Below are 19,209 nucleotides of genomic sequence, written 5' to 3'. Positions count from 1 at the left end.
GTGCCTGTGCATCGTGACAGGGGAAGGAGCGATTGTGGGCAGCGCTGACCTGTTCCGTGCCGGCCTCGCAGCAGACCGCCGTACGGACGCCGCGCTGTCCCCGCCGGGCGGGCTCATGGACGTGCTCGCGGTCGCCGCCGTCGTCCTCGACTCACAGGGCCGCATCGTTCTGTGGAGCCCGCAGGCGGAGCAGCTCCTCGGCTACACCCCGCAGGAGGCACTGGGGCAGTACGCCGCGCAGCTGCTGGTCGCCGACGAGCACTTCGACCTGGTGCTGAACCTGTTCCAGCAGGTCATGGAGAGCGGCCAGGGCTGGGAGGGCGTCTTCCGCGTGCGGCACAAGGACGGCTCCACACGGCTGCTGGAATGGCGCAACATGCGCTTGCAGGACGACCTCGGCGGCTACTACGCCCTGGGGCTCGCCACCGACCAGCCGACGCTGCGCCGCGTCGAGCGGGACCTGGCGCTGTCGGTGCGCCTGGTCGACCAGTCGCCGATCGGACTCGCCGTGCTCGACAGCGACCTGCGCTACGTGGCGGTGAACCCCGCCCTGGAACGGATCGGGGGGAGGCCCGCCGGCGCCCTCATCGGCCGCAGCATCCCGGAGACGCTGCCGTTCGGCGACGCCGACAGCCTGGAGGCCGCCATGCGAGAGGTCCTCGCCTCCGGTGCGCCGCTGCTGGACCGGCATGTGCTCGGCCGGGTCCCCACGGACCCGGCCGGTGAGCGCGCCTGGTCGGTGTCCATGTACCGGCTGGAGGACCCCGGCGGACGCGTGCTCGGGATCGCTCTCTCCGTCGTCGACGTCACCGACCGGCACCGCGCGGCCACGGAGGCGGAGCGGGCGCGCCGGCGCCTGGCCCTCGTCGCCGACGCCTCCGTACGCATCGGGACGACCCTCGATCTGGAGCAGACGGCCCGCGAGCTCGCCGACGTGGCGGTGCCCGAGCTGGCGGACGTGGCCGCCGTCGACGTCCTCGACAGTGTCCTGGCCGGCCCCGACGGCCGTCCGGACCGCAGGGGCGACGACGAGCCGATGCTGATCCGCGCCCTCGCGGTCGCCGCCGCCTACCCCACCGTCGCGGTCGACGCCGCCGACCGCCCCGGTGAACTCGCCCGGTACGACGCCGGACGCCTCGTCACCCAGTGCGTCAACACCGCACGCCCCGTCACCATCCCCCGACTCGGCGAGCAGGACCTGCGCGACATTGCCCGCGACAGCCAAGCCGCCGGAATCCTCGCCGAGGCCGGTGTGCACTCCTACATGGCCGTGCCGCTGATCGCCCGTGGCGAGGTCCTCGGCGCGCTCGACCTCAAGCGGGCCCGCAACCCGGACCCGTTCACCGAGGACGACGTCCTGCTGGCGACCGAGTTCGCCTCACGCGCCGCCGTCTGCATCGACAACGCGCGGTGGTACCGCCAGCAGCGCCAGACCGCGCTCACGCTCCAGCGCAGCATGCTGCCCGAGACGCCCGAGCACCTCGTCGGCCTCGAAGTGGCCTCCCGCTATCAGCCGGCCCGCGCGAACAGCGAGGTCGGCGGCGACTGGTTCGACATCATCCCCCTGGACAGGGAACGCACCGCCCTGGTCGTCGGCGACGTGATGGGCAGCGGGATCAACGCCGCCACCGCCATGGGCCGGCTGCGCACCGCCACCCAGACGCTCGCCCGGCTCGCCCTGGACCCCGCCGTCGTGCTGCGCCACCTCGACGAGATCACCGCCGGACTCGACCCGTACATCGCCACCTGCATGTACGCCGTGTACGACCCGCACCGCGCACAGTGCTGCATCGCCAACGCGGGCCACCTGCCCCCGGTCCTGGTGCGCAGCGGATGCGCGCCCCGGCTGCTCGACCTGCCCACCGGCACCCCCCTCGGCGTCGGCGGCGTCGCCCTGCGCAGCATCACCGTGGGCATCGACCCCGGTGACGTGCTCGTCCTGTACACGGACGGCCTGGTCGAGACGCGCGACCAGGACATCGACGTCCGGCTGAACATGCTGCTCGGCCTGCTCCAGACCGCCGACGCCACGCTCGGGGAGACCTGTGACCGGCTGCTGCACGCCCTGCGCCGGCCCGACGCCTCGGACGACGTCGCGCTGCTCATCGCCCGCGTGACCGGCTCGTAGCAGCGGCTGGCCCGCGTGCCGCGGGGTGCCGGGCGCATCCACCGGACACGCCCGGGGGCGGTGATGACACGATGGCGGAGCGGTGCCGCGCTGATCACCGCAGGTCCCCCGTAGGCAAGCACGACGCGAACGAACAAGGAGGACGGGCCGTGCCCGCTCCCCGGATGAGCACGACACCTCTGCCAGGCATCGGAGTCCAGTACGACCTCACCACCCGCGAGCACCGGCACCTGTCGGTCATCGCCCACCGCGACGGCACCCGCTCGGTGAACGTCTACCGGCCCGACGACCCCGACGCCTGCGAGCAGTCCGTGCATCTGACGAGTGCCGAGGCGGCCTCGCTCATCGACGCCCTGATGCCCGACCACCACAGCTCCAACGTCCTGCACACCACCGACCTCGGCCTGGTCGCCGAGCGCGTCGAGGTGTCCGCACACTCCGTGTGGAACGGCCGTGTGATGGGCGAGATGCGGCTGCGCACCGAGACCGGCGCCTCGGTGGTGGCCGTACTGCGCCGGGCCGAGGCCATCCCCTCGCCCGGACCGGACTTCCGGCTGGCCGGCGGGGACACGCTGATCGTCATCGGCACCCGCGAGGGCGTCGAGGCGGCCGCGGCGATCCTCGGACGGGAGTGACCGGTGCACTCCGCGGTATTCCTCATCGAGTTCGGCGCGATCATCCTCGGCCTGGGACTGCTGGGCAGGGTCGCGGGGCGGCTGCGGTTCTCGCCGATCCCGCTGTACCTGCTCGCCGGTCTCGCCTTCGGCACGGGCGGCCTGCTGCCCCTCGGCGCGAGCGAGCAGTTCGTGGCGATCGGCGCCGAGATCGGCGTCATCCTTCTCCTGCTGATGCTCGGCCTCGAGTACACGGCGAGCGACCTGGTCTCCAACCTGAGGACGCAGTACCCGGCCGGCCTCGTCGACTTCACGCTCAACGCCCTGCCGGGCGCGGCGGCGGCGCTGCTGATGGGCTGGGGCCCGGTGGCGGCCGTCGTCCTCGGCGGCGTCACGTGGATCTCGTCGTCCGGCGTCATCGCCAAGGTGCTCGGGGATCTGGGCCGGCTCGGCAACCGGGAGACCCCGGTCATCCTCAGCATCCTGGTCCTCGAAGACCTGGCGATGGCCGTCTACCTGCCGATCATCACCGCCCTGCTCGCCGGCGTCGGCCTCGCCGCGGGCAGCGTGACGCTGGCGATCGCGCTGGGCGTCGCGGGCGCGGTGCTGTTCGTCGCCGTCCGCTACGGGCGGCTCATCTCCCGCTTCGTCAGCAGCGACGACCCGGAGAAGCTGCTGCTGGTCGTGCTCGGCCTCACCCTGCTGGTGGCGGGCATCGCGCAGCAGCTCCAGGTCTCGGCGGCGGTCGGCGCGTTCCTCGTCGGCATCGCACTGTCGGGCGAGGTGGCCGAGGGCGCGCACACGCTGCTGAGCCCGCTGCGCGACCTGTTCGCCGCGGTGTTCTTCGTCTTCTTCGGACTGCACACCGACCCGACGAGCATTCCGCCGGTGCTGCTGCCCGCCCTGGTGCTGGCCGTCACGACGGCCCTCACCAAGATCGCCACCGGATACTGGGCGGCGAAGCGCGCGGGTGTCGGGCCCAAGGGCCGCTGGCGCGCGGGCGGCGCGCTGGTGGCGCGCGGCGAGTTCTCCATCGTCATCGCGGGCCTCGCGGTCTCGGCGGGGATCGAGCCGTCGATGGGTCCGCTGGCGACGGCGTACGTCCTGATCCTGGTGGTCGTCGGACCGCTGACGGCGCGTTACACGGAGCCGGTCGGCCTCTGGCTGACGTCCCGGCGCCGCCGGCCCGTCACCGAGCCGGTTCCCGAGCCGGTCAAGGTGGAGGCCCGCGACTGACATCGCGCGCCGGCCCGGCGGTGGCCGTGGCCCGGGTCCGCGGCCCCGCGGCCACCGCCGAAGGCCCACGGCGCGTCCGGAGGTCCGGGCCTTCGCGTCCGGCTTCCCGTTCGTCCGGACGGCGGCCCGGAGCCCCGCGCGTCCCACGGGAATCGGATGTCGCTGTCGATCAGAGCGCGCCCCACAGGTGGGCCCTGGTGCGCAGATGGTCGTGCACGAGCGCGAGCGGGGGATGGACCAGGGCCCCCGCGCGGACCGCGAGATAGAGCGTGTTGAGCGGTGGTGCGGCCGGTTCGTGGAGGAGCTCCACCGACCCGGCGGCGACGGCCGGTTCGGCCAGGTAGCGGGGGAGCGCGCTGACGCCCGCACCCGCGACGACGGCGGCGAGCACGGCCCGCAGATCGGGGACGGTCACGGCGACGCCGTTCGGCGGACGCCGGCCGAACTCGCTCAGCCAGTAGCGCCTGACGATCGGCAGGTCGTCCGCGTACGCGACGAGGGGCAGGTGGGCGAGCGCGCCCGGCGGGTCGGCCGCCAGCCGCGCGGGGTCGACGGTGCGGGCCAGCGTCGGCGGTCCGACCAGGACGAACTCCTCGTCGACGAGCGGTGTGGCGACGATCTCCTGCTGCGTCGGGCGCACGGCGGACACCACGAGGTCGACGCGCCCCGCCGACAGGGCCGCCAGCAGGTCCGCGGCGAGTCCCAGCGTCACCTGCAGGCGCAGCCCGCGTGTGGTGAGCGGGGCCAGCGTGGGCAGCACCCGCAGGGCCATCAGCTCGGCGGCGCCCGCGATGCGTACGGTGCCGACATGGGCGGCGCCGTCGCCCGAGGTGTCCAGCGCGGCGCGGAGCTCGTCCAGATGCGTGCCGATCCGTGCGGCGAGATCGGCCGCGCGTGCCGTGGGCGTCGCCCCCTTGCGGGAGCGTACGAACAGCGGCTCGCCCAGCTCCTGTTCCAGCCGTGCCAGCTGGCCGCTGACCGCGGGCTGGGTCAGGCCCAGCCGCTCGGCGGCCGCGGAGAGGGAGCCGCAGCGGTAGATCTCCAGGAAGGTCGACAGCAGATCCAGCGCGGGCACGCAACCCTCTTTCCATAAGGGAACTTATGACCTCCATGATGCCCGCGGATGGCGTCGGGTGAAAGCTGTTGTTGTCCGCTTCGAGGCCTCAACAACCGACATCCATCAGCGAAGGACCCATTCCTCATGTCGAAGATCCTTATGGTCGTCTCCGGTGCCGACAGCCTGGAACTGGCCGACGGCTCCGCCCACCCGACCGGTTTCTGGGCCGAGGAGGTCGCCGCGTCGCACGAGGTGCTGCGCGCCGCGGGCCACGACGTGACCATCGCGACGCCGGGCGGCGTGCGGCCGACCCCCGACCCCATCAGCCTGGACGCGCGGGGCGGTGTCGAGGAGGAGGACGCCCGCCGCCTCACCGCCTACCTGGCGGCCATCGACGCCGACCTCGCCGCGCCGCTCGACCTGGCCAAGGTCTCCGCGGACGACTACGACGCCGTCTACATCCCCGGCGGCCACGCGCCGATGACGGACCTCGCCGACAACGCCGACCTCGGCCGGCTGCTGAACGACGCCGACCGCGGCGGCAGCGTCGTCGCGGCCCTGTGCCACGGGCTGGCGGCACTGCTGAGCGCGCGCAGGGAGGACGGCTCGTTCACCTTCGCCGGCCGGGAGGTGACCTCGTTCAGCGACGAGGAGGAGCGCCAGGGCGGGCTCGGCGACCGGTCGCCGTACTTCGTCGAGTCGCGGCTGCGCGAGTTCGGCGCGAAGGTGACCACCGGCCCGGCGTGGTCGAGCACCGTGGTCGAGGACGGCAATCTGATCACCGGCCAGAACCCGCAGTCCAGCACGGACACGGCGCGACGCGTCGTGGGCGCGCTCGCCACGCGCTGACACGGCTCAGCCGGCGTCGGGAGCGGGCTCCAGGGTGAAGGAGTGTCCGGCCGGGTCGGCGTAGACGCGCGCATGACCCGGGCCGGGCCCGGCGCCGTTGTCCACGGGCACCGCCCCGAGGCTCACCGCCTCGCGCTCCGCCGCGTCGAGGTCGGCCTCCGCGACCCGGATGTACAGATGGGACTGCTGGGAGTCCTCGGGGCGCGGCCAGCTCGGCGGCGCGTACCCGTGGTCGCGCCGCACGGCGAGCACCACACCGTCCTGCCCGCCCACCTCCACGAGGTCCGGATCGTGTCCGGCGCGGACCTCGGCGTGGAGCAACGCGGCGTAGAAGTCGGCGAGTTGGCGGGGCTCGGCCGAGTCGAGGACGAGAACTGCTGTCTTCGGAACCGTCATGCGCTCCGCCTACCCCGGCCATCCCGCCGCACACGACGGGGCGGCCGGGCGGTGCCCGATGCTGAACGTCGCCGACGTCGGCGGCCGGGCGGGCGAGGAGGTCAGCGGCCGGACCTCTGCCTGGGGTGCGCCGCAGTGCGCGGGCGAGGCGGTGTCCGCCTTCGAGTGGGCGAAGCCCGCCCGGTCTCCGCGGCGCTCCCTGCCATGGCATGCGGTGTATGCGCTCGTGCGAGGAATCGCCCCGGGATGCGGCACCGGTGGGTGGCACCCGAGAGCGTGTGTCGGCCGTCGTCCGGCGGGGAGGGGGGAGCCGGACTGCCCGGGTCGGCAGTCGTCCGCCGCCGGGCCTGGGGCGGCGCTGCGCCGCGCTCACCGGTGGGTGGCACCCCGAGACGTGTGCCGGCCGTCGTCCGGCGGGGAGGGGGGAGCCGGACTGCCCGGGTCGGCAGTCCTCCGCCGCCGGCCTGGGGGGCGACACTGCCCCGCCCTCCCCGGTGGGTGGCACCCCGAGACCGCGTGCCGGCCGTCGTCCGGCCGCGGAGTCGAACTATCCCGGGTCGGCAGTCGTCCGGCGGCGGCGCTGCGCCGCGCTCACCGGTGGGCGGCACCCCGAGACCGTGTGCCGGCCGTCGCCCGGCGGGGGGTGCCGGACTGCCCCGGTCGGCAGTCGTCCGCCGCCGGGCCTGGGGCGACGCTGCCCCGGCCCGCTCGCCCGCGGCTGCCGCTCGGGTACGGAGTGCGTCGCTGCGGGGTTACCGTTTGCCCGAGCGGGCACCATGCAGGGCACAGCCGTGCGGTGGCACGGGAGGCGTGGGCTGCACCGTGGCGACACGGTCACGCACAGTGCTCGCCGGGCTCGCCTCCTGCCGCCGCAGGGGGGAACATGGGTTCCGGGACGCGGCCCCGCCAGGGTCCGCGGATCCCGGTGACAGGTCCCAGCCGAGCCCCCGACAGCCGGACATGGTGATGAACGACAAGACGACCCCGGCCCGGTCCGCGACCGCAGCGCAGAGCGCGGCGGTGTTCGGCGCGCCCTGCTGGGTCAGCCTCATGGCCCGTGACCTCAACGCGGCTCAGGACTTCTACGGGGCGGTGCTCGGATGGGAGTTCCGCAAGGGCAGGCTCGGTGAGGACTTCAGCGTCGCCCTCTCCGACGGCGCGCCCGTCGCCGGTATCGGCGCCCTCGCCCCCCGCCTGACCGTCGCCGTCGCCTGGACGCCGTACTTCGCGGTCCAGGACGCCGACGAGGCCGCCGGCCGGATCAGGGAACGCAGCGGCACGGTCGCCGTCGGCCCCCTCTCGCTGGCCACCGGCCGCGGCCTGCTCGCCGCGGACCGCGACGGCGCGGTGTTCGGCATCTGGGAGGGCGAGCTGGTCAGGGACTGGCCCGCCTGGCAGGACAACGCGCCCGCCTGGATCAGGCTGCTGGCCAGGGACGCCTTCGAATCCGCGATCTTCTACGGCGAGATCCTCGACTGGGCCTCCGACCGTGCCGGCTGCTGCGAGGTCAGCTACGCGGAGGACGCGGTCCTCCTCCACCGCTCCGGACGCGTCCTCGCCCGCCTCACCTCCGGCGCCGACGGCACCGCGATCAACCCCCTCCTGCACCCGCGCTGGCACGTCCACTTCGCGGTGAAGGACGTCGAGGAGACCGCCCACACGGCCCGCAGGCACGGGGCGACGCTGCTCGGCGAGCGCTCCACGGCGCGGGGGATGGAGGCAAGCCTGCGCGACCCGGACGGGGCGATCTTCACGGTCAGCTCGCTGGACGACGCGGTCCCCGGTCCCGACCCCTCCCTCGTCGGCCCGTAGAGCCCCTCGTCCCGGCCCGCAGAGCCGCGGAGCCGTAGAGCCCCGTACCGCTGAAGCACCGGCAGACGCAGGAAGGCCCGCCATGGAACGAGCCGCCGTCTTCGACGTGGACGGGACCCTCGTCGACACCAACCATCTGCACGTCGTCTCCTGGTGGGAGGCATTCCGGCAGTCCGGCCACCGCGTCGCCATGCACGACATCCACCGCGCCGTCGGCCTGCCCGGCGGCGACCTCGTCGCCCACCTGCTCGGCGACGACCGCGACCGCGACCAGGACGAGACCGTCAAGGCCGCCCACAAGGCCCTGTACGCGGCGTACTGGGACCGGCTGCCGCCTCTGGACCAGGCGGGGCAGCTGCTGCGCACGCTCTCCCGTTCCGGCTGGACCGTCGTGCTCGCGAGCTCCGCGTCGGGCGCCGAGCTCGCCGCCCTGCGGCGGGCCCTCGACGCGGACGACGCCATCAGCGCCATGGCGAGCGCCGAGGACGTCGCCGAGGGCAAGCCCGCGCCCGAGCCGGTCCAGCAGGCGCTGGAACTCGCCGGGGTGCCCGCCGAACGGGCCGTCTTCGTCGGCGACACCGTGTGGGACATGCGGGCCGCCCGGCGCGCGGGCGTGCTCTGCGTCGGCCTCCTGTGCGGCGGCATTCCCCGCGCGGACCTCGTCGAGGCGGGCGCGCACGCGGTCCACGACGACCCGGCGGATGCGCTCCGCTCGCTCCACACCGGCCCGTTCGCCGAGATCGTGCGCCGCACCACGGGTTGATCGCTGCCCGTCACGACGCGTCGATCCGCCGAGGTCGTGCGCCGGCCCACGGGCTGATGCGCGTGCGCACCCCCACGCGCGCCGACCCGTCGGCGGCCCCGCGCCGCACCACGACCCGCGCGGCAAGGCCGCCCGGGTGGTCAGTGCGCCCGGTGACCGGCCAGGGGCGCGGTGGCCTCCCCGCTGCCTTCCCGTACGCCCTGCAGGAACTCCCGCAGAGCGTCCACCGAGGTGTGCTCCGGTCGCCACTCGAGCTCCTCCCGGGCACGCGAGGAGTCCATCAGAGGCAGCCGCAGCACGGCTTCGAAGAGCTGCGGCGAGGCGGGCACGAGCCGCATCGCCCAGGCCGCGGCCAGCGCGGCGTGCACGGGCCCCTTCGGCACCCGTACCACCCGGGCGTCCAGCAGCTCGCCGAGCACCCGCGCGTCCACCACCGGATCGGCGGTCAGGTTGAACGCTCCGCGTGCGTCGAGGAGGACGGCCATGAGGTAGGCGCGTGCGGCGTCGTCCGTGTGCAGGACCTGGAACCGGAGCCCTTCGATGTCCGGCACCACGGGCACCAGCGACGGCCTGATCAGCGGTCCGGGCAGGAAGCGCCCCGCGAAGATGCGGCGCTGCTCGCTCGCGGAGCTCTCCTTGAACAGGAAGCCGGGGCGCATCCGCACCACCCGCACCTGCGGATGCCGCTCCTCGAAGGCGTCGAGCACCCGCTCCAGATAGGCCTTCTCACGGCAGTACGCGGCACCGGGCACGCCATGCGTCGGCCACGACTCGTCGACACCCGGCAGCGACTTGGGCCCGGGTGCGTACGCGCCCACCGACGAGGCGTGCACCAGCACCGGTACGCGGGCCGCGGCGACGGCGTCGAAGACCCGCAGCGAACCGAGGACGTTGCTCTGCCAGGTGGTGCCGGGGTCGTGCGTGGGCTGGAACCGCCAGGCCAGGTGCACCACCGCGTCCGCGTCCTCGAAATGCCGGGCGAGGTCCGCCGCCGCGTCGTCGGCGGACAGGTCGGCCGTCGCCCACTCCGTCCGCGACAGCCGCAGCTCCGGCATGCGCCGGGCCAGTCCGAGGACCGACGCGACACGCGAGTCCTCCGAGAGCGCCCGCACCACACTCGTGCCGACGTTCCCCGTCGCCCCTGTGACCACCACTCGCAGCCCTGTCGTCGTACTCATCGGGCCTCCGTCGTGCCGTCGTTCCGCAGTCGGATGTTCGGTCGCTTCCGGGTCCCCGCGGCAGCACAACCGAAACAGGTGGGACACGAGTGACCGGGATGAAAACCGCCGATGCGGGCACACGGGGATCACGGCCGGGCGACGACCGCCCGCACGAGACCCGAGGTGGCGACGATGGTGACAGCTGCGACGCCGGAGAGGATGCTCCCGCCCCGGCTGCTGCGCACCCCGGGCGTGTACGCCCCGCAGACCGACACCTTCCTGCTGGCCGACGCGCTGGCGCGGGAGACGCTGAGGCCAGGGGCCGACGTACTCGACGTCGGAACCGGCAGCGGAGCCCTGGCGCTCGCGGCCGCCCGGCGCGGCGCCCGGGTGACCGCCGTCGACACCTCCTGGCGCGCCGTGCTCACCACCCGCGTCAACGCGGCTCTCGCCGGTGAGCGCGTCGAGGTGCTGCACGGCGACCTCCTCGCCCCGGCGGCCGGCCGCCGTTTCGACCTGATCGTCGGCAACCCGCCGTACGTGCCCGCGCCGGACACCCGGCCGCCGCGGCGAGGCCCGGCCGTCGCCTGGGACGCGGGCCCCGACGGGCGCGCGGTACTGGACCGGATCTGCGACGGCGCCGCGGAGCTGCTGCGCCCCGACGGCGTGCTGCTGCTGGTGCACTCCGCGCTGTGCGGCGTGGCGCCCACACTGGAGCGGCTGCGCCGCACAGGGCTCGAACCGGTCGTCACCGACCGCGAGTGGGTGCCCTTCGGGCCTGTCCTGAGGTCCCGCGCCCCGTGGCTGCGCCGGCAGGGGCTGATCGCCCCTGGTGAGGACAAGGAAGAGCTGGTGATCGTCCGTGCCCACCGGATCTGAACGACCCTGCCGCATCACGCCGACCCGCGACGGCCCGCTGCTCGTCGAGGGTCCGGTCGACGTCGTCCTCGAGGACGGCGCCGTCGTCACCTCGGACCGTTTCACGGTGGCGCTGTGCACCTGCCGCCGCAGCCGGTCCTACCCCTGGTGCGACACCAGCCATCGACGGAAGGCCAAGGAGTGAGCGCCGTGCAGCAGGCCCCCACACCCCTCGGGCGGGGCACGACGGAGCGGGAACTGCCGCAGGCCCGCGGAGAGCTGTCGGGCGCCGTCCTGGACGCCCTGCGGACCTCGCCCGCCTTGGCGCGCCTTCCGGGCACCTTCGAGGCCGAACACGCCGATCCCCTCGGGGACGATCTGCAACTCGCGCTCTACGCCTGCTACGAGCTGCACTACCTGGGTTTCACCGGCGTCGACCCGGCCTGGGAATGGGACCCGGACCTGCTGCGGCAGCGCGCGGCCATGGAGGAGAACTTCCTGTGCGCCCTCCGCGCCGGCACCACCGGCCACCCGGACCTCGACGACGCGCTCGAGGCGCTGCTCGTCGAACCGGTCCGCGGCACCGGCGTCAGCCGGTACCTGCACGACGAGGGCTCGCTGTGGCAGCTGCGCGAGTACGCGGCCCAGCGCTCCCTGTACCACCTGAAGGAGGCCGACCCGCACGCCTGGGTCATCCCGCGCCTGCGCGGCCGGGCGAAAGCGGCGTTCGTCGCCGTGGAGTTCGACGAGTTCGGCGGCGGCCGGCCCGAACGCGTCCACGCCCGGCTCTTCGCCGACCTCATGGCCGATCTCGGCCTGGACACCGCCTACGGCCGTTACGCGGACGCGGCGTCCGCGCAGATGCTGGCGACGGTCAACCTGATGTCCCTGCTGGGACTGCACCGCGCCCACCGCGGCGCTCTGGTGGGGCACTTCGCCGCCGTCGAGATCACCTCCTCGCCCGCCTCCCGCCGCCTGGCCGCGGCGATGCGCCGCACCGGGGCGGGCAGTGCCGCCGAGCGCTTCTACGACGAGCACGTCACCGCCGACGCCGTCCACGAACAGGTCGTGCGCCGGGATGTCATCGGCGGACTCCTGGAGGACGAGCCCTCCCTCGCGCCGGAGGTCGCGTTCGGGATCGCCGCGACCGAGTTCGTCGAGGACCGCTTCGCCGAGCAACTGCTGGGCGCCTGGCGGCAAGGGGCCACCAGCCTGCGGACGCAGGTGTGAAATGACATGGCGCCGCCGCGTGCTGCGGTCCTGCAGTGACGGGCCGCTACCGAACGTGATGGTCCGCGTGGCGGAAAGGGGCGCCCCGGATCACAATGAGGCACCGGACGGACGTCGTTCCGCCGCGTGGCTGGGGGCCGCAGAAACCGGGAGACCACGATGCTGATGCCCGACACGAGCGTCATCACCAGGCTGATTGCCCGCTACCGGGCCCAGGAACACCACCTCCTCGCCGCTCCGCACGACGAGCACGCCCGAAGACGCTTCGAGGACACCGCGTACACGCTGTGCGTCCTGATGTGCGAGCGCACGGCCCGCGAGGCGGTGCTGGCGGCTGAACGCTATGTGCACCGTCATATCCGCTCCGGCGCGCAGCCACGGGGCGAGCGCGCGGCGTCCGGCGGCTGCTGACCGGACGGAACGTCGGCAGCGGCCGGCCGGACCGGCGAGGGAAAGCCGACCCGGACCAGGAAGGACCAAGGTGCTCGAAGTCCGCAGAGCGCTTCCCGAGTCCGTCGTCGGCCTCGTGCGCCGGCGCAAGGAACCCGTCGTCACGCAGACTCTGCGCTCCACCGCGGCGGCGACCATCTCCTACGTCGTCGCCCTGTACGCGGTCGACAGCACCGCTCCACCGCTGACGGCCCCCCTCACGGCGCTCCTCGTCGTGCAGGTGACCCTCTACTCCACGCTCACCACCGGCATACGGCGGGTCAACTCGGTGGTCGTGGGCGTGCTCATCGCCATCGGGTTCAGCGTGCTCGTCGGACTGAGCTGGTGGAGCCTCGGCCTGATCATCCTGGCCTCCCTGGTGGTCGGACACTTCGTGCGCGTCGACGAGTTCGTCCCCGAGGTCGCGATCAGCGCCATGCTCGTGCTCGGCGTGACCCAGGTCGCCGACACGGCCTGGGACCGGGTGCTGGAGACGCTGATCGGGGCCGTGGTGGGTCTGCTGTTCAACGTCGTGTTCGTACCGCCCGTGTGGACCGAGACGGCCGGTGACTCCATCGAGGACCTGGCCCGGCGCATGCGGCGGCTCCTGCTCCTGATCGGCGAGGAACTGACCCACCCCACGCCTGTCGAACGGGCCGCCGCCCGCCTCCACGAGGCCCGGCGGCTCGACAACGACGTCGCCGACGTCGACGCGGCCCTGCGGCAGGCGGAGGACAGCCTGCGGCTCAACCCCCGGGTCAAGGAAGGGCTGCTGCACCGCATCGTGCTGCGCACCGGACTCGACACGCTGGAGATCTGCGCGGTCGTCCTGCGGGTCCTTGCCCGCACGATCACGGACCTCGCCAAGGAGCGCAGGGACGAGGCCCTGTTCACGCACGAGGTGGGCGTCGCCCTCCAGGAACTCCTCGGCCATGTCGCCGACACGCTGGTGAGTTTCGCCGTGCTCGTCACCGCCACGACCAGCGGCAGCGCGGACGCCGCCGAGGCCCGGCTCACCGGAGAACTCGCCGCGGCCCGCACCAGCCGCGACAATGCCGCGGACCTGCTGCTGCAGGGTATGCAGGAGGTGCCCCGCCACTGGCAGCTCTACGGCGCCCTGCTGACCGAGATCGACCGCATCCTCGACGAACTCGACCTCGACCACCGCTCCCGGCGCCTGATGGAGGAGCTCGACCGTCACACCAGGGAGCAGCGGGCGCGCCGCCCGAAGCTGTCCGCACTGCTGGACCGGGCGCGCAACCGCAGGCAGCGCAGGACTCCCGCCCTCTGAGCGGACGCCGGGCCTGCCCTCTTCGCCGTCGCCGCGTGCGCAAGTGCCCGGCGGAGATCGGCAATCCACCGCCCGGTCACTGTTCCGTCAGGGCGGGGCGGCGGCAGCGGAGGTCCGGCGCGGCAGCCCGGTGGGACGAGGGAATCAGCCCTCGGGAGCGGACCGCACGTCGATCACGAAACCGTCGGCGGGGCGGGTGGGGATCCGGCTCAACGAAATGGACAGATCCTGTGGCGGCACCTCGTACACGAGCCGCGCCAGCCGCACGGCCAGCGTCGCCAGGAGCGCGATCGTGACGTCCTCGCCCGGACAGCGGTGGCCGGTCGCCGCGTCGCCGCCGCCCTGCGGGATGAACGCGTACGGGTCGGCGGGAGGGCCGGCGGCGAAGCGGGCCGGGTCGAAGGCGTACGGGTGGGGCCACAGCGCCGGGTCGTGCTGGTGCCCGTACACGTCGAGGACGACCAGCGTGCCCTCGGCGATCTCCGTGTCCTCGTAGCGCACGTCCGCCGGCGCCAGCCCGGCCACGAAGGGCACGAACGGGTAGAACCGGCGCACCTCGTGGGCGAACGACTCGGCGTACGCCGGATCGCCCGTGCGCAGTGCGTCGCGGTGCTGCGGCCAGCGGTGCAGCGCGTGCGCGGCGAACGTCAGATACCAGGCGACGGCGACGGTCGGGCGCACGATGTTCAGCACTTCCACCGCCGCCGTGTGCGTGTCGAGACGTCGTCCGTCCGCCTCGTGGTGCAGGGCGACGGCCCGCAGGGCCGAGCCGCGGGGCGCGCCGTCCTCGTCCGGGACGGCGTCGTCGCGCACCGCCTCGATGAGCTCCGCGATCCGCGCCTCCTGCCGGATGCGGGCCTGGCGCGCCCGCCAGTGCCTGGGGCCCGCCGTGGCGAAGCCGTCGACCATGGCCGCGAGGTCGTCCGCCACGGCCGGGACCTCGTCGTCGCCGAGCGGCATGCCCGCCCACGAGCAGGCCGCGCGGGTGATCACCCGCGCGGCCTCGGTGAACAGCTCCGTCCGCGTCGTCGTGGCCCAGGACCGGGCCGCGAGGTCCCACTCCGTGCCGGCGCGCTCCGCGAGAGAACCCACGGCCGCCTCGTCCTTGAGCAGGGACACCAACAGCGCCTTGCGCACCCGGTGGCTCTCGCCGTCCAGAGTGTGCACTGCCCCGCGTCCGAACAGCGTCTCCACCACGGGGCCGGGCAGCGCGGCGCGGCGGACGACGTGCCGTTCGTCGTAGAAGAAGCGGGCCGCGTCCACGCCGTGCAGCACGATGGCACGGCGGCCGAGGAAACGGGTGTGGACGGGCGCGCCGCCCTCCCGGCGGAGCAGGTCCGGGAGCCAGGCGTAGCCCTGGGTCAGAGCGGAGAGCGTGGCGTCGGGGCGCAGTGTCTCGCGGAGGTCCATGCGCTCAGAGTTCCCCGTCGAGCGGGTGAAATGCCCGCTTTTGCGGCATTACCGCTCATGCGGCGTCCCGCATGACCTCGTTGCGCAGCTGGTCGCAGCAGCGGCTGATGAGCCGGGACACGTGCATCTGAGAGATGCCGAGCGTCTGGGCGATGCTGCTCTGTGTCATGTCGCGGAAGAAGCGCATGTAGAGGATGTTCTGCTCCCGCTCGGGGAGGTTGCGCAGGCCGGGTTTGACCGCCTCGCGGTCGACGAGGACGTCGATCGCGGGATCGGCGGAGCCGAGCGTGTCGCCGAGGGAGTAGCCGTCGTCCGCGCCCGGCAGCTCGGCGTCCAGGGACAGGGTCGTGAAGCTCTCCAGGGCCTCCAGGCCGAGGAGCGCGTCCTCCTCGCACACGCCGGCGCGTTCGGCGATCTCGGCGACCGTGGGGGAGCGGCCGGAGATGGTCTGGGTCAGGTCCTGGCGCGCGAAGCGCACACGATTGCGCAGGTCCTGCACCCGGCGGGGTACGTGCAGGGCCCACATGTGGTCGCGGAAGTGGCGCTTGACCTCGCCGACGACGGTGGGGACGGCGAAGCTCTCGAAGGCGCCGCGCGAGGGGTCGTAGCGGTCGACGGCCTTCACGAGGCCGAGTGCGGCGACCTGTTGCAGGTCCTCGAGGGATTCGCCGCGGTTGCGGAACCGGCCGGCGATACGTTCGGCCATGGGCAGCCAGGCCGCCACGATCTCCTGCCGTAGTTCCTGTCGCTCCGGGCCGTCGTCGAGCTCGGCCATCCTCCGGAAGGCGTCTGCGGTGTCGGGGGCATCGGAGTGCGAGTGCTTGCCTTGTGCCAGCGTGCGCATGATGTCGGGTCTTCCTTGCAGGGTGTGGTGCCTTGAAGGATTCGACTCACCCGCAGAAGCGGCCCCTGGGCCGGGCTCCCGCACCCGGAGCGTCGGCTCCCGCGGGGTGTGCTCCGTCCGAAGCACAACACGCGGCTGCCCGGGACTTCACGCCCAAAACGTGTCACACAGGGCGCTTTTCTCGCCAGAAAGACGGGGTCACAGGGCGGCCGGCGACCGCACCGGCAGGTGGTACACGGCGAAGGCGTGCCCGATGACCGGCTGGGCGACGTTGCGCACCTTCACTCCGCCCGCGGTCAGGCCGTGCTCGGTGCCCAGATGCGCGTGCCCGTGCACCGCGAGGTCGGCACGGCCCTCGTCCACCGCCTCGGCCAGCAGATAACTGCCCAGGAACGGATAGATCTCCGGCGGCTCCCCGGCCAGTGTGTCCGGTACGGGGGAGTAGTGCGTCAGCGCGATGCGCGCGGCACAGCCGCGGTCCTCCAGCTCCAGCAGCGAACGGCACAGGTCCGCCGCGCACCGCCGGGTGTAGCGGACGAACGCCTTCATCTCCGGCTCGCCGAACTCGCCCGCGCTGCGCCCCGCGAACCCGCCGCAGAAGCCTTTCGTACCGGCGATCCCGAGCCGGGTGCCGTCGATGTCCAGCACGGTGCACGAGCCCTCGAGGACCGTGACCCCGGCCCGCTGGAGGACCGTGGTGACCTTGTCCTCCTGGTCGCTGTGGTAGTCGTGGTTGCCCAGCACGGCGACGACGGGGACGGGCAGACGCTCCACCTCCTCCGCCACCACCTGCGCCTCCTCCACCGTGCCGTGGCGCGTCAGATCGCCGGCCAGCAGCAGGACGTCGGCGCTCCCGCCGAGAGTGTCGAAGGCCGGACGCAGCGCACCCTGGCTGTCCGGGCCCAGATGGATGTCTCCGACGGCGGCTACGCGAATCACTCCAGCTCCTCGGGGCGTTCGGGGGCAGTCGCGCCGGCGATGACCAGATCGGCCCGCACCGGCAGCCCGCCGAGTTCGGCTTCGGCGATGCGCAGGATCTCGGCCCTGCACGACGCGCTGGACACGGTGCCGTTCAGGTGCACGTATCCACCACGCATGTCGATCTGGACGCCCAGTTCGGCGACGTCCTCCTCCGCGAGCCGCTCGCGCAACCGCGCGATGCGGTACTCGGATGCCTCGCGGCCGCTCATGGCACACCTCCCGGACCGCCGGTCCGCGGCGATATCACGTCGAGCCGTTCCAACAGATACAAGAACGCGTCCGGCATCGGGGAAGCCGTGTGTTCCCGGCGCAGCGCGTCCCAGTCGACGCGCTCGCGCAGCGCCCGCGCGACGGGCAGCAGCCGGCCGAAGTCGCAGTGGTGCTCGGACAGTGCCGCGAGTCTGCTGCTCATCAGGTCCGTCGGCGCCAGTACCGGCATGTGCACGGAGTCCACCGGCAGGATCTCCGCCCGGTCCAGCATCTCCTTGGTGACCGGACGGTGCGCCAGCTCGAAGATCAGGTCGATCTCCTCGCCGCCCGTCCTCGCCTTCATGAGCCAGTCCTCCGGTGGGGACACGACTTCGACCCCTCCCTGGGTGAGGGCCCGCACGACGCCCTCCGCGTCCTTGCGCCGCAGACAGAAGTCGGAGTCGTGCTGCAGGCGCAGCGGCACCCCGTAGGCGTACACGGCGACGCTCCCGACGAGGGCGAACGGGTAGCCCGACGCCTTGAGCAGCCCGGCCACCTCTTTGGTGGCCTGGAGGATGGCCTGCGTGTGGTCCTCGGGCAGCGGCTCGGCTTCGGTCCGGGTCGCCGGGGCCGCCGCGGTGTCGCCCGCACCCGCGACCCGGCCCGAGACGGGCCGCACATGCGCGGTGCGGGGAGTTTCCTTGATGGGGTTCATCGCCGGTGCTCCGATCCAACGTCGGGAACGTCATGTACCCCTTCGGCGGCTGTCGATCCATGGTCGCACCTGTCCGGGTGGAATTCGCGGGGGACCGGTGTGCCCGGGCGGCGGGAGGGTACCCGCACGGACCTCCGGTACGGCCGTTCCCACCGGCCCGTCGGCGCGCGCCGCACCGACGGGAGCAGTGGCGCGGCGGCCCGCCGGGCAACAGTCGAAGAGCCGGAAGGCGCCGGCACGAGTGTCGAGGAGGCGGGAGCCCATGGGTCCGGAGGCCACCAGAGGGGCCGGAGATCAGGCGGCCACCGGAGACGATCGGTTCGCTGTGACGACCGAGCGGCGGGCGGACGCCGTCGTGCTCACGCTCAGCGGTGAACTCGACCACGACACGGCCGAGCCACTGCGCGAGGCCCTGGGCCTGCACATACGCCAGGGAGCCCGGCGCATCCTCGTCGACTGCGGCCCGCTCGGCTTCTGCGACTCCACCGGCCTGAACGTCCTGCTGCACGCGAGGCTGGCCGCGCTGGAGTCGGGAGGCCGCATCGAACTCGCCGCACTGCGCCCGCCGGTGGCACGGATGTTCGAAATCACCGGAGCGTACTCGGTCTTCCAGGTGTACGCCGGCGTCGAGGAAGCGCTGGCGGACGAGCGGCCGGCATAACGGGGGGCCCGAATGAACAACACGACCCTCCGCGGCCCGGGGCAAACCCGCAGGCTGGCGCTGTACGGCACGAAGGGCGTGGTGACCCGGTGCCGCGACTTCACGCAGGACGCGCTGTACGACTGGGGGTGGACGCAGGCCAGGGACCTGATAGGACTCGACGACGAGAACGGCGAGGTCGTCGAGGACGTCCTGCTGCTCGTCTCGGAGATCGTGACCAACGCCTGCCTGCACGCGGGAGGACCGCGTGAGCTCGTGCTCCACCAGTCCGGGCCGCGGCTGCGGATCGAGGTCGCGGACGCCAGCCCCGAACCGCCGCGCCGCCGCATGCCGAAAGACCTCGCGCAGCCCGGCGGCCACGGCCTGATCATCCTGGAACGCCTCGCCCGTACCTGGGGCTCCGAGCGCCGCGGGCCGGGCAAGGTGGTCTGGGTCGAGGTACCGGTCCCGCCGCCCGCACACCGCAGGGGAGCGGCCGGAGGGGCGGGACCGGTGAGGCGTGACCCCCCGCCGTGATCCGAGGTGTGACCCCCCGCCGTGATCCCCGGAGTTGCCGTGATCCCCGGAGTTCAGGCGATGCCCGGGC

General features: G+C 73.3%; 21 protein-coding genes. 13 read left to right on the top strand and 8 right to left on the bottom strand.

What is annotated here, in order from left to right:
* The first annotated feature begins 94 nt into the window (after positions 1-94).
* From AB0K02_RS28910 to AB0K02_RS28900, 3 genes are all read left to right on the top strand, one after another.
* A complete protein-coding gene (locus AB0K02_RS28910) occupies positions 95-2,128 on the top strand; it encodes a SpoIIE family protein phosphatase (protein WP_365995536.1) in 2,034 nt (677 codons plus the stop codon).
* 164 nt (positions 2,129-2,292) lie between these two features.
* A complete protein-coding gene (locus AB0K02_RS28905) occupies positions 2,293-2,763 on the top strand; it encodes a TrkA C-terminal domain-containing protein (protein WP_365995494.1) in 471 nt (156 codons plus the stop codon).
* A gap of 3 nt (positions 2,764-2,766) precedes the next feature.
* Complete coding sequence (locus AB0K02_RS28900; protein ID WP_365995493.1) at positions 2,767-3,978, top strand: cation:proton antiporter; 1,212 nt, start codon at positions 2,767-2,769, stop codon at positions 3,976-3,978.
* Between the two features lie 169 nt (positions 3,979-4,147).
* Here the strand turns inward: AB0K02_RS28900 and AB0K02_RS28895 are convergent, their stop codons facing one another.
* Positions 4,148-5,053, bottom strand: coding sequence for a LysR family transcriptional regulator (locus tag AB0K02_RS28895; RefSeq protein WP_365995492.1), 906 nt, complete (start codon positions 5,051-5,053; stop codon positions 4,148-4,150).
* A 126-nt stretch (positions 5,054-5,179) separates the two neighbouring features.
* Here AB0K02_RS28895 and AB0K02_RS28890 point away from each other — a divergent pair, with 126 nt between their 5' ends.
* Positions 5,180-5,884, top strand: coding sequence for a type 1 glutamine amidotransferase domain-containing protein (locus AB0K02_RS28890; protein WP_365995491.1), 705 nt, complete (start codon positions 5,180-5,182; stop codon positions 5,882-5,884).
* Positions 5,885-5,890: 6 nt separating this feature from the next.
* On the opposite strand, the gene AB0K02_RS28885 is transcribed toward AB0K02_RS28890, so the two are convergent.
* Entirely contained in the window at positions 5,891-6,280 is a 390-nt protein-coding gene (locus AB0K02_RS28885) for a VOC family protein (protein ID WP_365995490.1), read from the bottom strand.
* 966 nt (positions 6,281-7,246) lie between these two features.
* On the opposite strand from AB0K02_RS28885, the gene AB0K02_RS28880 reads away from it, so the two are divergent.
* Both AB0K02_RS28880 and AB0K02_RS28875 read left to right on the top strand, forming a co-directional pair.
* Entirely contained in the window at positions 7,247-8,092 is an 846-nt protein-coding gene (locus AB0K02_RS28880) for a VOC family protein (RefSeq protein ID WP_365995488.1), read from the top strand.
* Positions 8,093-8,174: 82 nt separating this feature from the next.
* Entirely contained in the window at positions 8,175-8,855 is a 681-nt protein-coding gene (locus tag AB0K02_RS28875; RefSeq protein WP_365995487.1) for an HAD family hydrolase, read from the top strand.
* A 140-nt stretch (positions 8,856-8,995) separates the two neighbouring features.
* Here AB0K02_RS28875 and AB0K02_RS28870 read toward each other — a convergent pair whose 3' ends face one another.
* Positions 8,996-10,033 (bottom strand): NAD-dependent epimerase/dehydratase family protein, encoded by a 1,038-nt coding sequence (locus AB0K02_RS28870; protein ID WP_365995486.1) that lies wholly within the window; start codon positions 10,031-10,033, stop codon positions 8,996-8,998.
* Positions 10,034-10,207: 174 nt separating this feature from the next.
* On the opposite strand from AB0K02_RS28870, the gene AB0K02_RS28865 reads away from it, so the two are divergent.
* From AB0K02_RS28865 to AB0K02_RS28845, 5 genes are all read left to right on the top strand, one after another.
* Positions 10,208-10,894 carry a HemK2/MTQ2 family protein methyltransferase gene (locus AB0K02_RS28865; protein WP_365995485.1) on the top strand — a complete coding sequence of 229 codons (687 nt, stop codon included), beginning with the start codon at positions 10,208-10,210 and terminating at the stop codon, positions 10,892-10,894.
* Positions 10,878-11,078, top strand: a complete 201-nt coding sequence (locus tag AB0K02_RS28860) for a CDGSH iron-sulfur domain-containing protein (RefSeq protein WP_365995484.1) — start codon at positions 10,878-10,880, stop codon at positions 11,076-11,078. Before AB0K02_RS28865 ends, AB0K02_RS28860 begins: the two co-directional genes overlap by 17 nt.
* 5 nt (positions 11,079-11,083) lie before the next feature.
* Positions 11,084-12,103, top strand: coding sequence for an iron-containing redox enzyme family protein (locus tag AB0K02_RS28855; RefSeq protein WP_365995483.1), 1,020 nt, complete (start codon positions 11,084-11,086; stop codon positions 12,101-12,103).
* A gap of 159 nt (positions 12,104-12,262) precedes the next feature.
* A complete protein-coding gene (locus tag AB0K02_RS28850) occupies positions 12,263-12,514 on the top strand; it encodes a DUF5133 domain-containing protein (RefSeq protein WP_365995482.1) in 252 nt (83 codons plus the stop codon).
* Between the two features lie 70 nt (positions 12,515-12,584).
* Entirely contained in the window at positions 12,585-13,823 is a 1,239-nt protein-coding gene (locus AB0K02_RS28845) for an aromatic acid exporter family protein (RefSeq protein WP_365995481.1), read from the top strand.
* A gap of 144 nt (positions 13,824-13,967) precedes the next feature.
* On the opposite strand, the gene AB0K02_RS28840 is transcribed toward AB0K02_RS28845, so the two are convergent.
* The 5 genes from AB0K02_RS28840 to AB0K02_RS28820 form a co-directional block, all read right to left on the bottom strand.
* Complete coding sequence (locus tag AB0K02_RS28840; protein ID WP_365995480.1) at positions 13,968-15,233, bottom strand: cytochrome P450; 1,266 nt, start codon at positions 15,231-15,233, stop codon at positions 13,968-13,970.
* A gap of 55 nt (positions 15,234-15,288) precedes the next feature.
* Positions 15,289-16,077: an RNA polymerase sigma factor SigF gene (locus AB0K02_RS28835; protein WP_365995479.1), complete on the bottom strand. Its 789-nt coding sequence runs from the start codon at positions 16,075-16,077 to the stop codon at positions 15,289-15,291.
* A gap of 198 nt (positions 16,078-16,275) precedes the next feature.
* A complete protein-coding gene (locus tag AB0K02_RS28830) occupies positions 16,276-17,016 on the bottom strand; it encodes a metallophosphoesterase (RefSeq protein ID WP_365995478.1) in 741 nt (246 codons plus the stop codon).
* On the bottom strand, positions 17,013-17,267 hold the full coding sequence (locus tag AB0K02_RS28825) for a BON domain-containing protein (protein ID WP_365995477.1): 255 nt from the start codon (positions 17,265-17,267) through the stop codon (positions 17,013-17,015). Before AB0K02_RS28825 ends, AB0K02_RS28830 begins: the two co-directional genes overlap by 4 nt.
* Positions 17,264-17,962, bottom strand: a complete 699-nt coding sequence (locus AB0K02_RS28820) for a nucleotidyltransferase family protein (protein WP_365995476.1) — start codon at positions 17,960-17,962, stop codon at positions 17,264-17,266. The genes AB0K02_RS28825 and AB0K02_RS28820 overlap by 4 nt, the downstream gene beginning before the upstream one ends.
* 325 nt (positions 17,963-18,287) lie before the next feature.
* Between AB0K02_RS28820 and AB0K02_RS28815 the strand changes: the two genes are divergently transcribed.
* Together AB0K02_RS28815 and AB0K02_RS28810 are read left to right on the top strand one after the other, a co-directional pair.
* Positions 18,288-18,623 carry an STAS domain-containing protein gene (locus tag AB0K02_RS28815; RefSeq protein WP_365995475.1) on the top strand — a complete coding sequence of 112 codons (336 nt, stop codon included), beginning with the start codon at positions 18,288-18,290 and terminating at the stop codon, positions 18,621-18,623.
* A 12-nt stretch (positions 18,624-18,635) separates the two neighbouring features.
* Positions 18,636-19,139, top strand: coding sequence for an ATP-binding protein (locus AB0K02_RS28810; protein ID WP_365995474.1), 504 nt, complete (start codon positions 18,636-18,638; stop codon positions 19,137-19,139).
* Positions 19,140-19,209: the final 70 nt, after the last annotated feature.

Origin of the sequence: Streptomyces sp. NPDC049597 (genome assembly GCF_040675505.1) — a bacterium.
GTDB lineage: Bacteria > Actinomycetota > Actinomycetes > Streptomycetales > Streptomycetaceae > Streptomyces.
Note: the sequence above shows the minus strand (reverse complement) of the source record. Positions and strands in the feature narration are given on the sequence as shown.

What these genes read in the sequence shown, in the direction of transcription:
- AB0K02_RS28905 (WP_365995494.1), top strand. Translation starts at nt 2,293, where the DNA reads ATGAGCACGACACCTCTGCCAGGCATCGGAGTCCAGTACGACCTCACC.
- AB0K02_RS28890 (WP_365995491.1), top strand. Translation starts at nt 5,180, where the DNA reads ATGTCGAAGATCCTTATGGTCGTCTCCGGTGCCGACAGCCTGGAACTG.
- AB0K02_RS28885 (WP_365995490.1), bottom strand. Translation starts at nt 6,280, where the DNA reads ATGACGGTTCCGAAGACAGCAGTTCTCGTCCTCGACTCGGCCGAGCCC.
- AB0K02_RS28880 (WP_365995488.1), top strand. Translation starts at nt 7,247, where the DNA reads ATGAACGACAAGACGACCCCGGCCCGGTCCGCGACCGCAGCGCAGAGC.
- AB0K02_RS28875 (WP_365995487.1), top strand. Translation starts at nt 8,175, where the DNA reads ATGGAACGAGCCGCCGTCTTCGACGTGGACGGGACCCTCGTCGACACC.
- AB0K02_RS28870 (WP_365995486.1), bottom strand. Translation starts at nt 10,033, where the DNA reads ATGAGTACGACGACAGGGCTGCGAGTGGTGGTCACAGGGGCGACGGGG.
- AB0K02_RS28865 (WP_365995485.1), top strand. Translation starts at nt 10,208, where the DNA reads ATGGTGACAGCTGCGACGCCGGAGAGGATGCTCCCGCCCCGGCTGCTG.
- AB0K02_RS28850 (WP_365995482.1), top strand. Translation starts at nt 12,263, where the DNA reads ATGCTGATGCCCGACACGAGCGTCATCACCAGGCTGATTGCCCGCTAC.
- AB0K02_RS28840 (WP_365995480.1), bottom strand. Translation starts at nt 15,233, where the DNA reads ATGGACCTCCGCGAGACACTGCGCCCCGACGCCACGCTCTCCGCTCTG.
- AB0K02_RS28835 (WP_365995479.1), bottom strand. Translation starts at nt 16,077, where the DNA reads ATGCGCACGCTGGCACAAGGCAAGCACTCGCACTCCGATGCCCCCGAC.
- AB0K02_RS28825 (WP_365995477.1), bottom strand. Translation starts at nt 17,267, where the DNA reads ATGAGCGGCCGCGAGGCATCCGAGTACCGCATCGCGCGGTTGCGCGAG.
- AB0K02_RS28820 (WP_365995476.1), bottom strand. Translation starts at nt 17,962, where the DNA reads ATGAACCCCATCAAGGAAACTCCCCGCACCGCGCATGTGCGGCCCGTC.
- AB0K02_RS28810 (WP_365995474.1), top strand. Translation starts at nt 18,636, where the DNA reads ATGAACAACACGACCCTCCGCGGCCCGGGGCAAACCCGCAGGCTGGCG.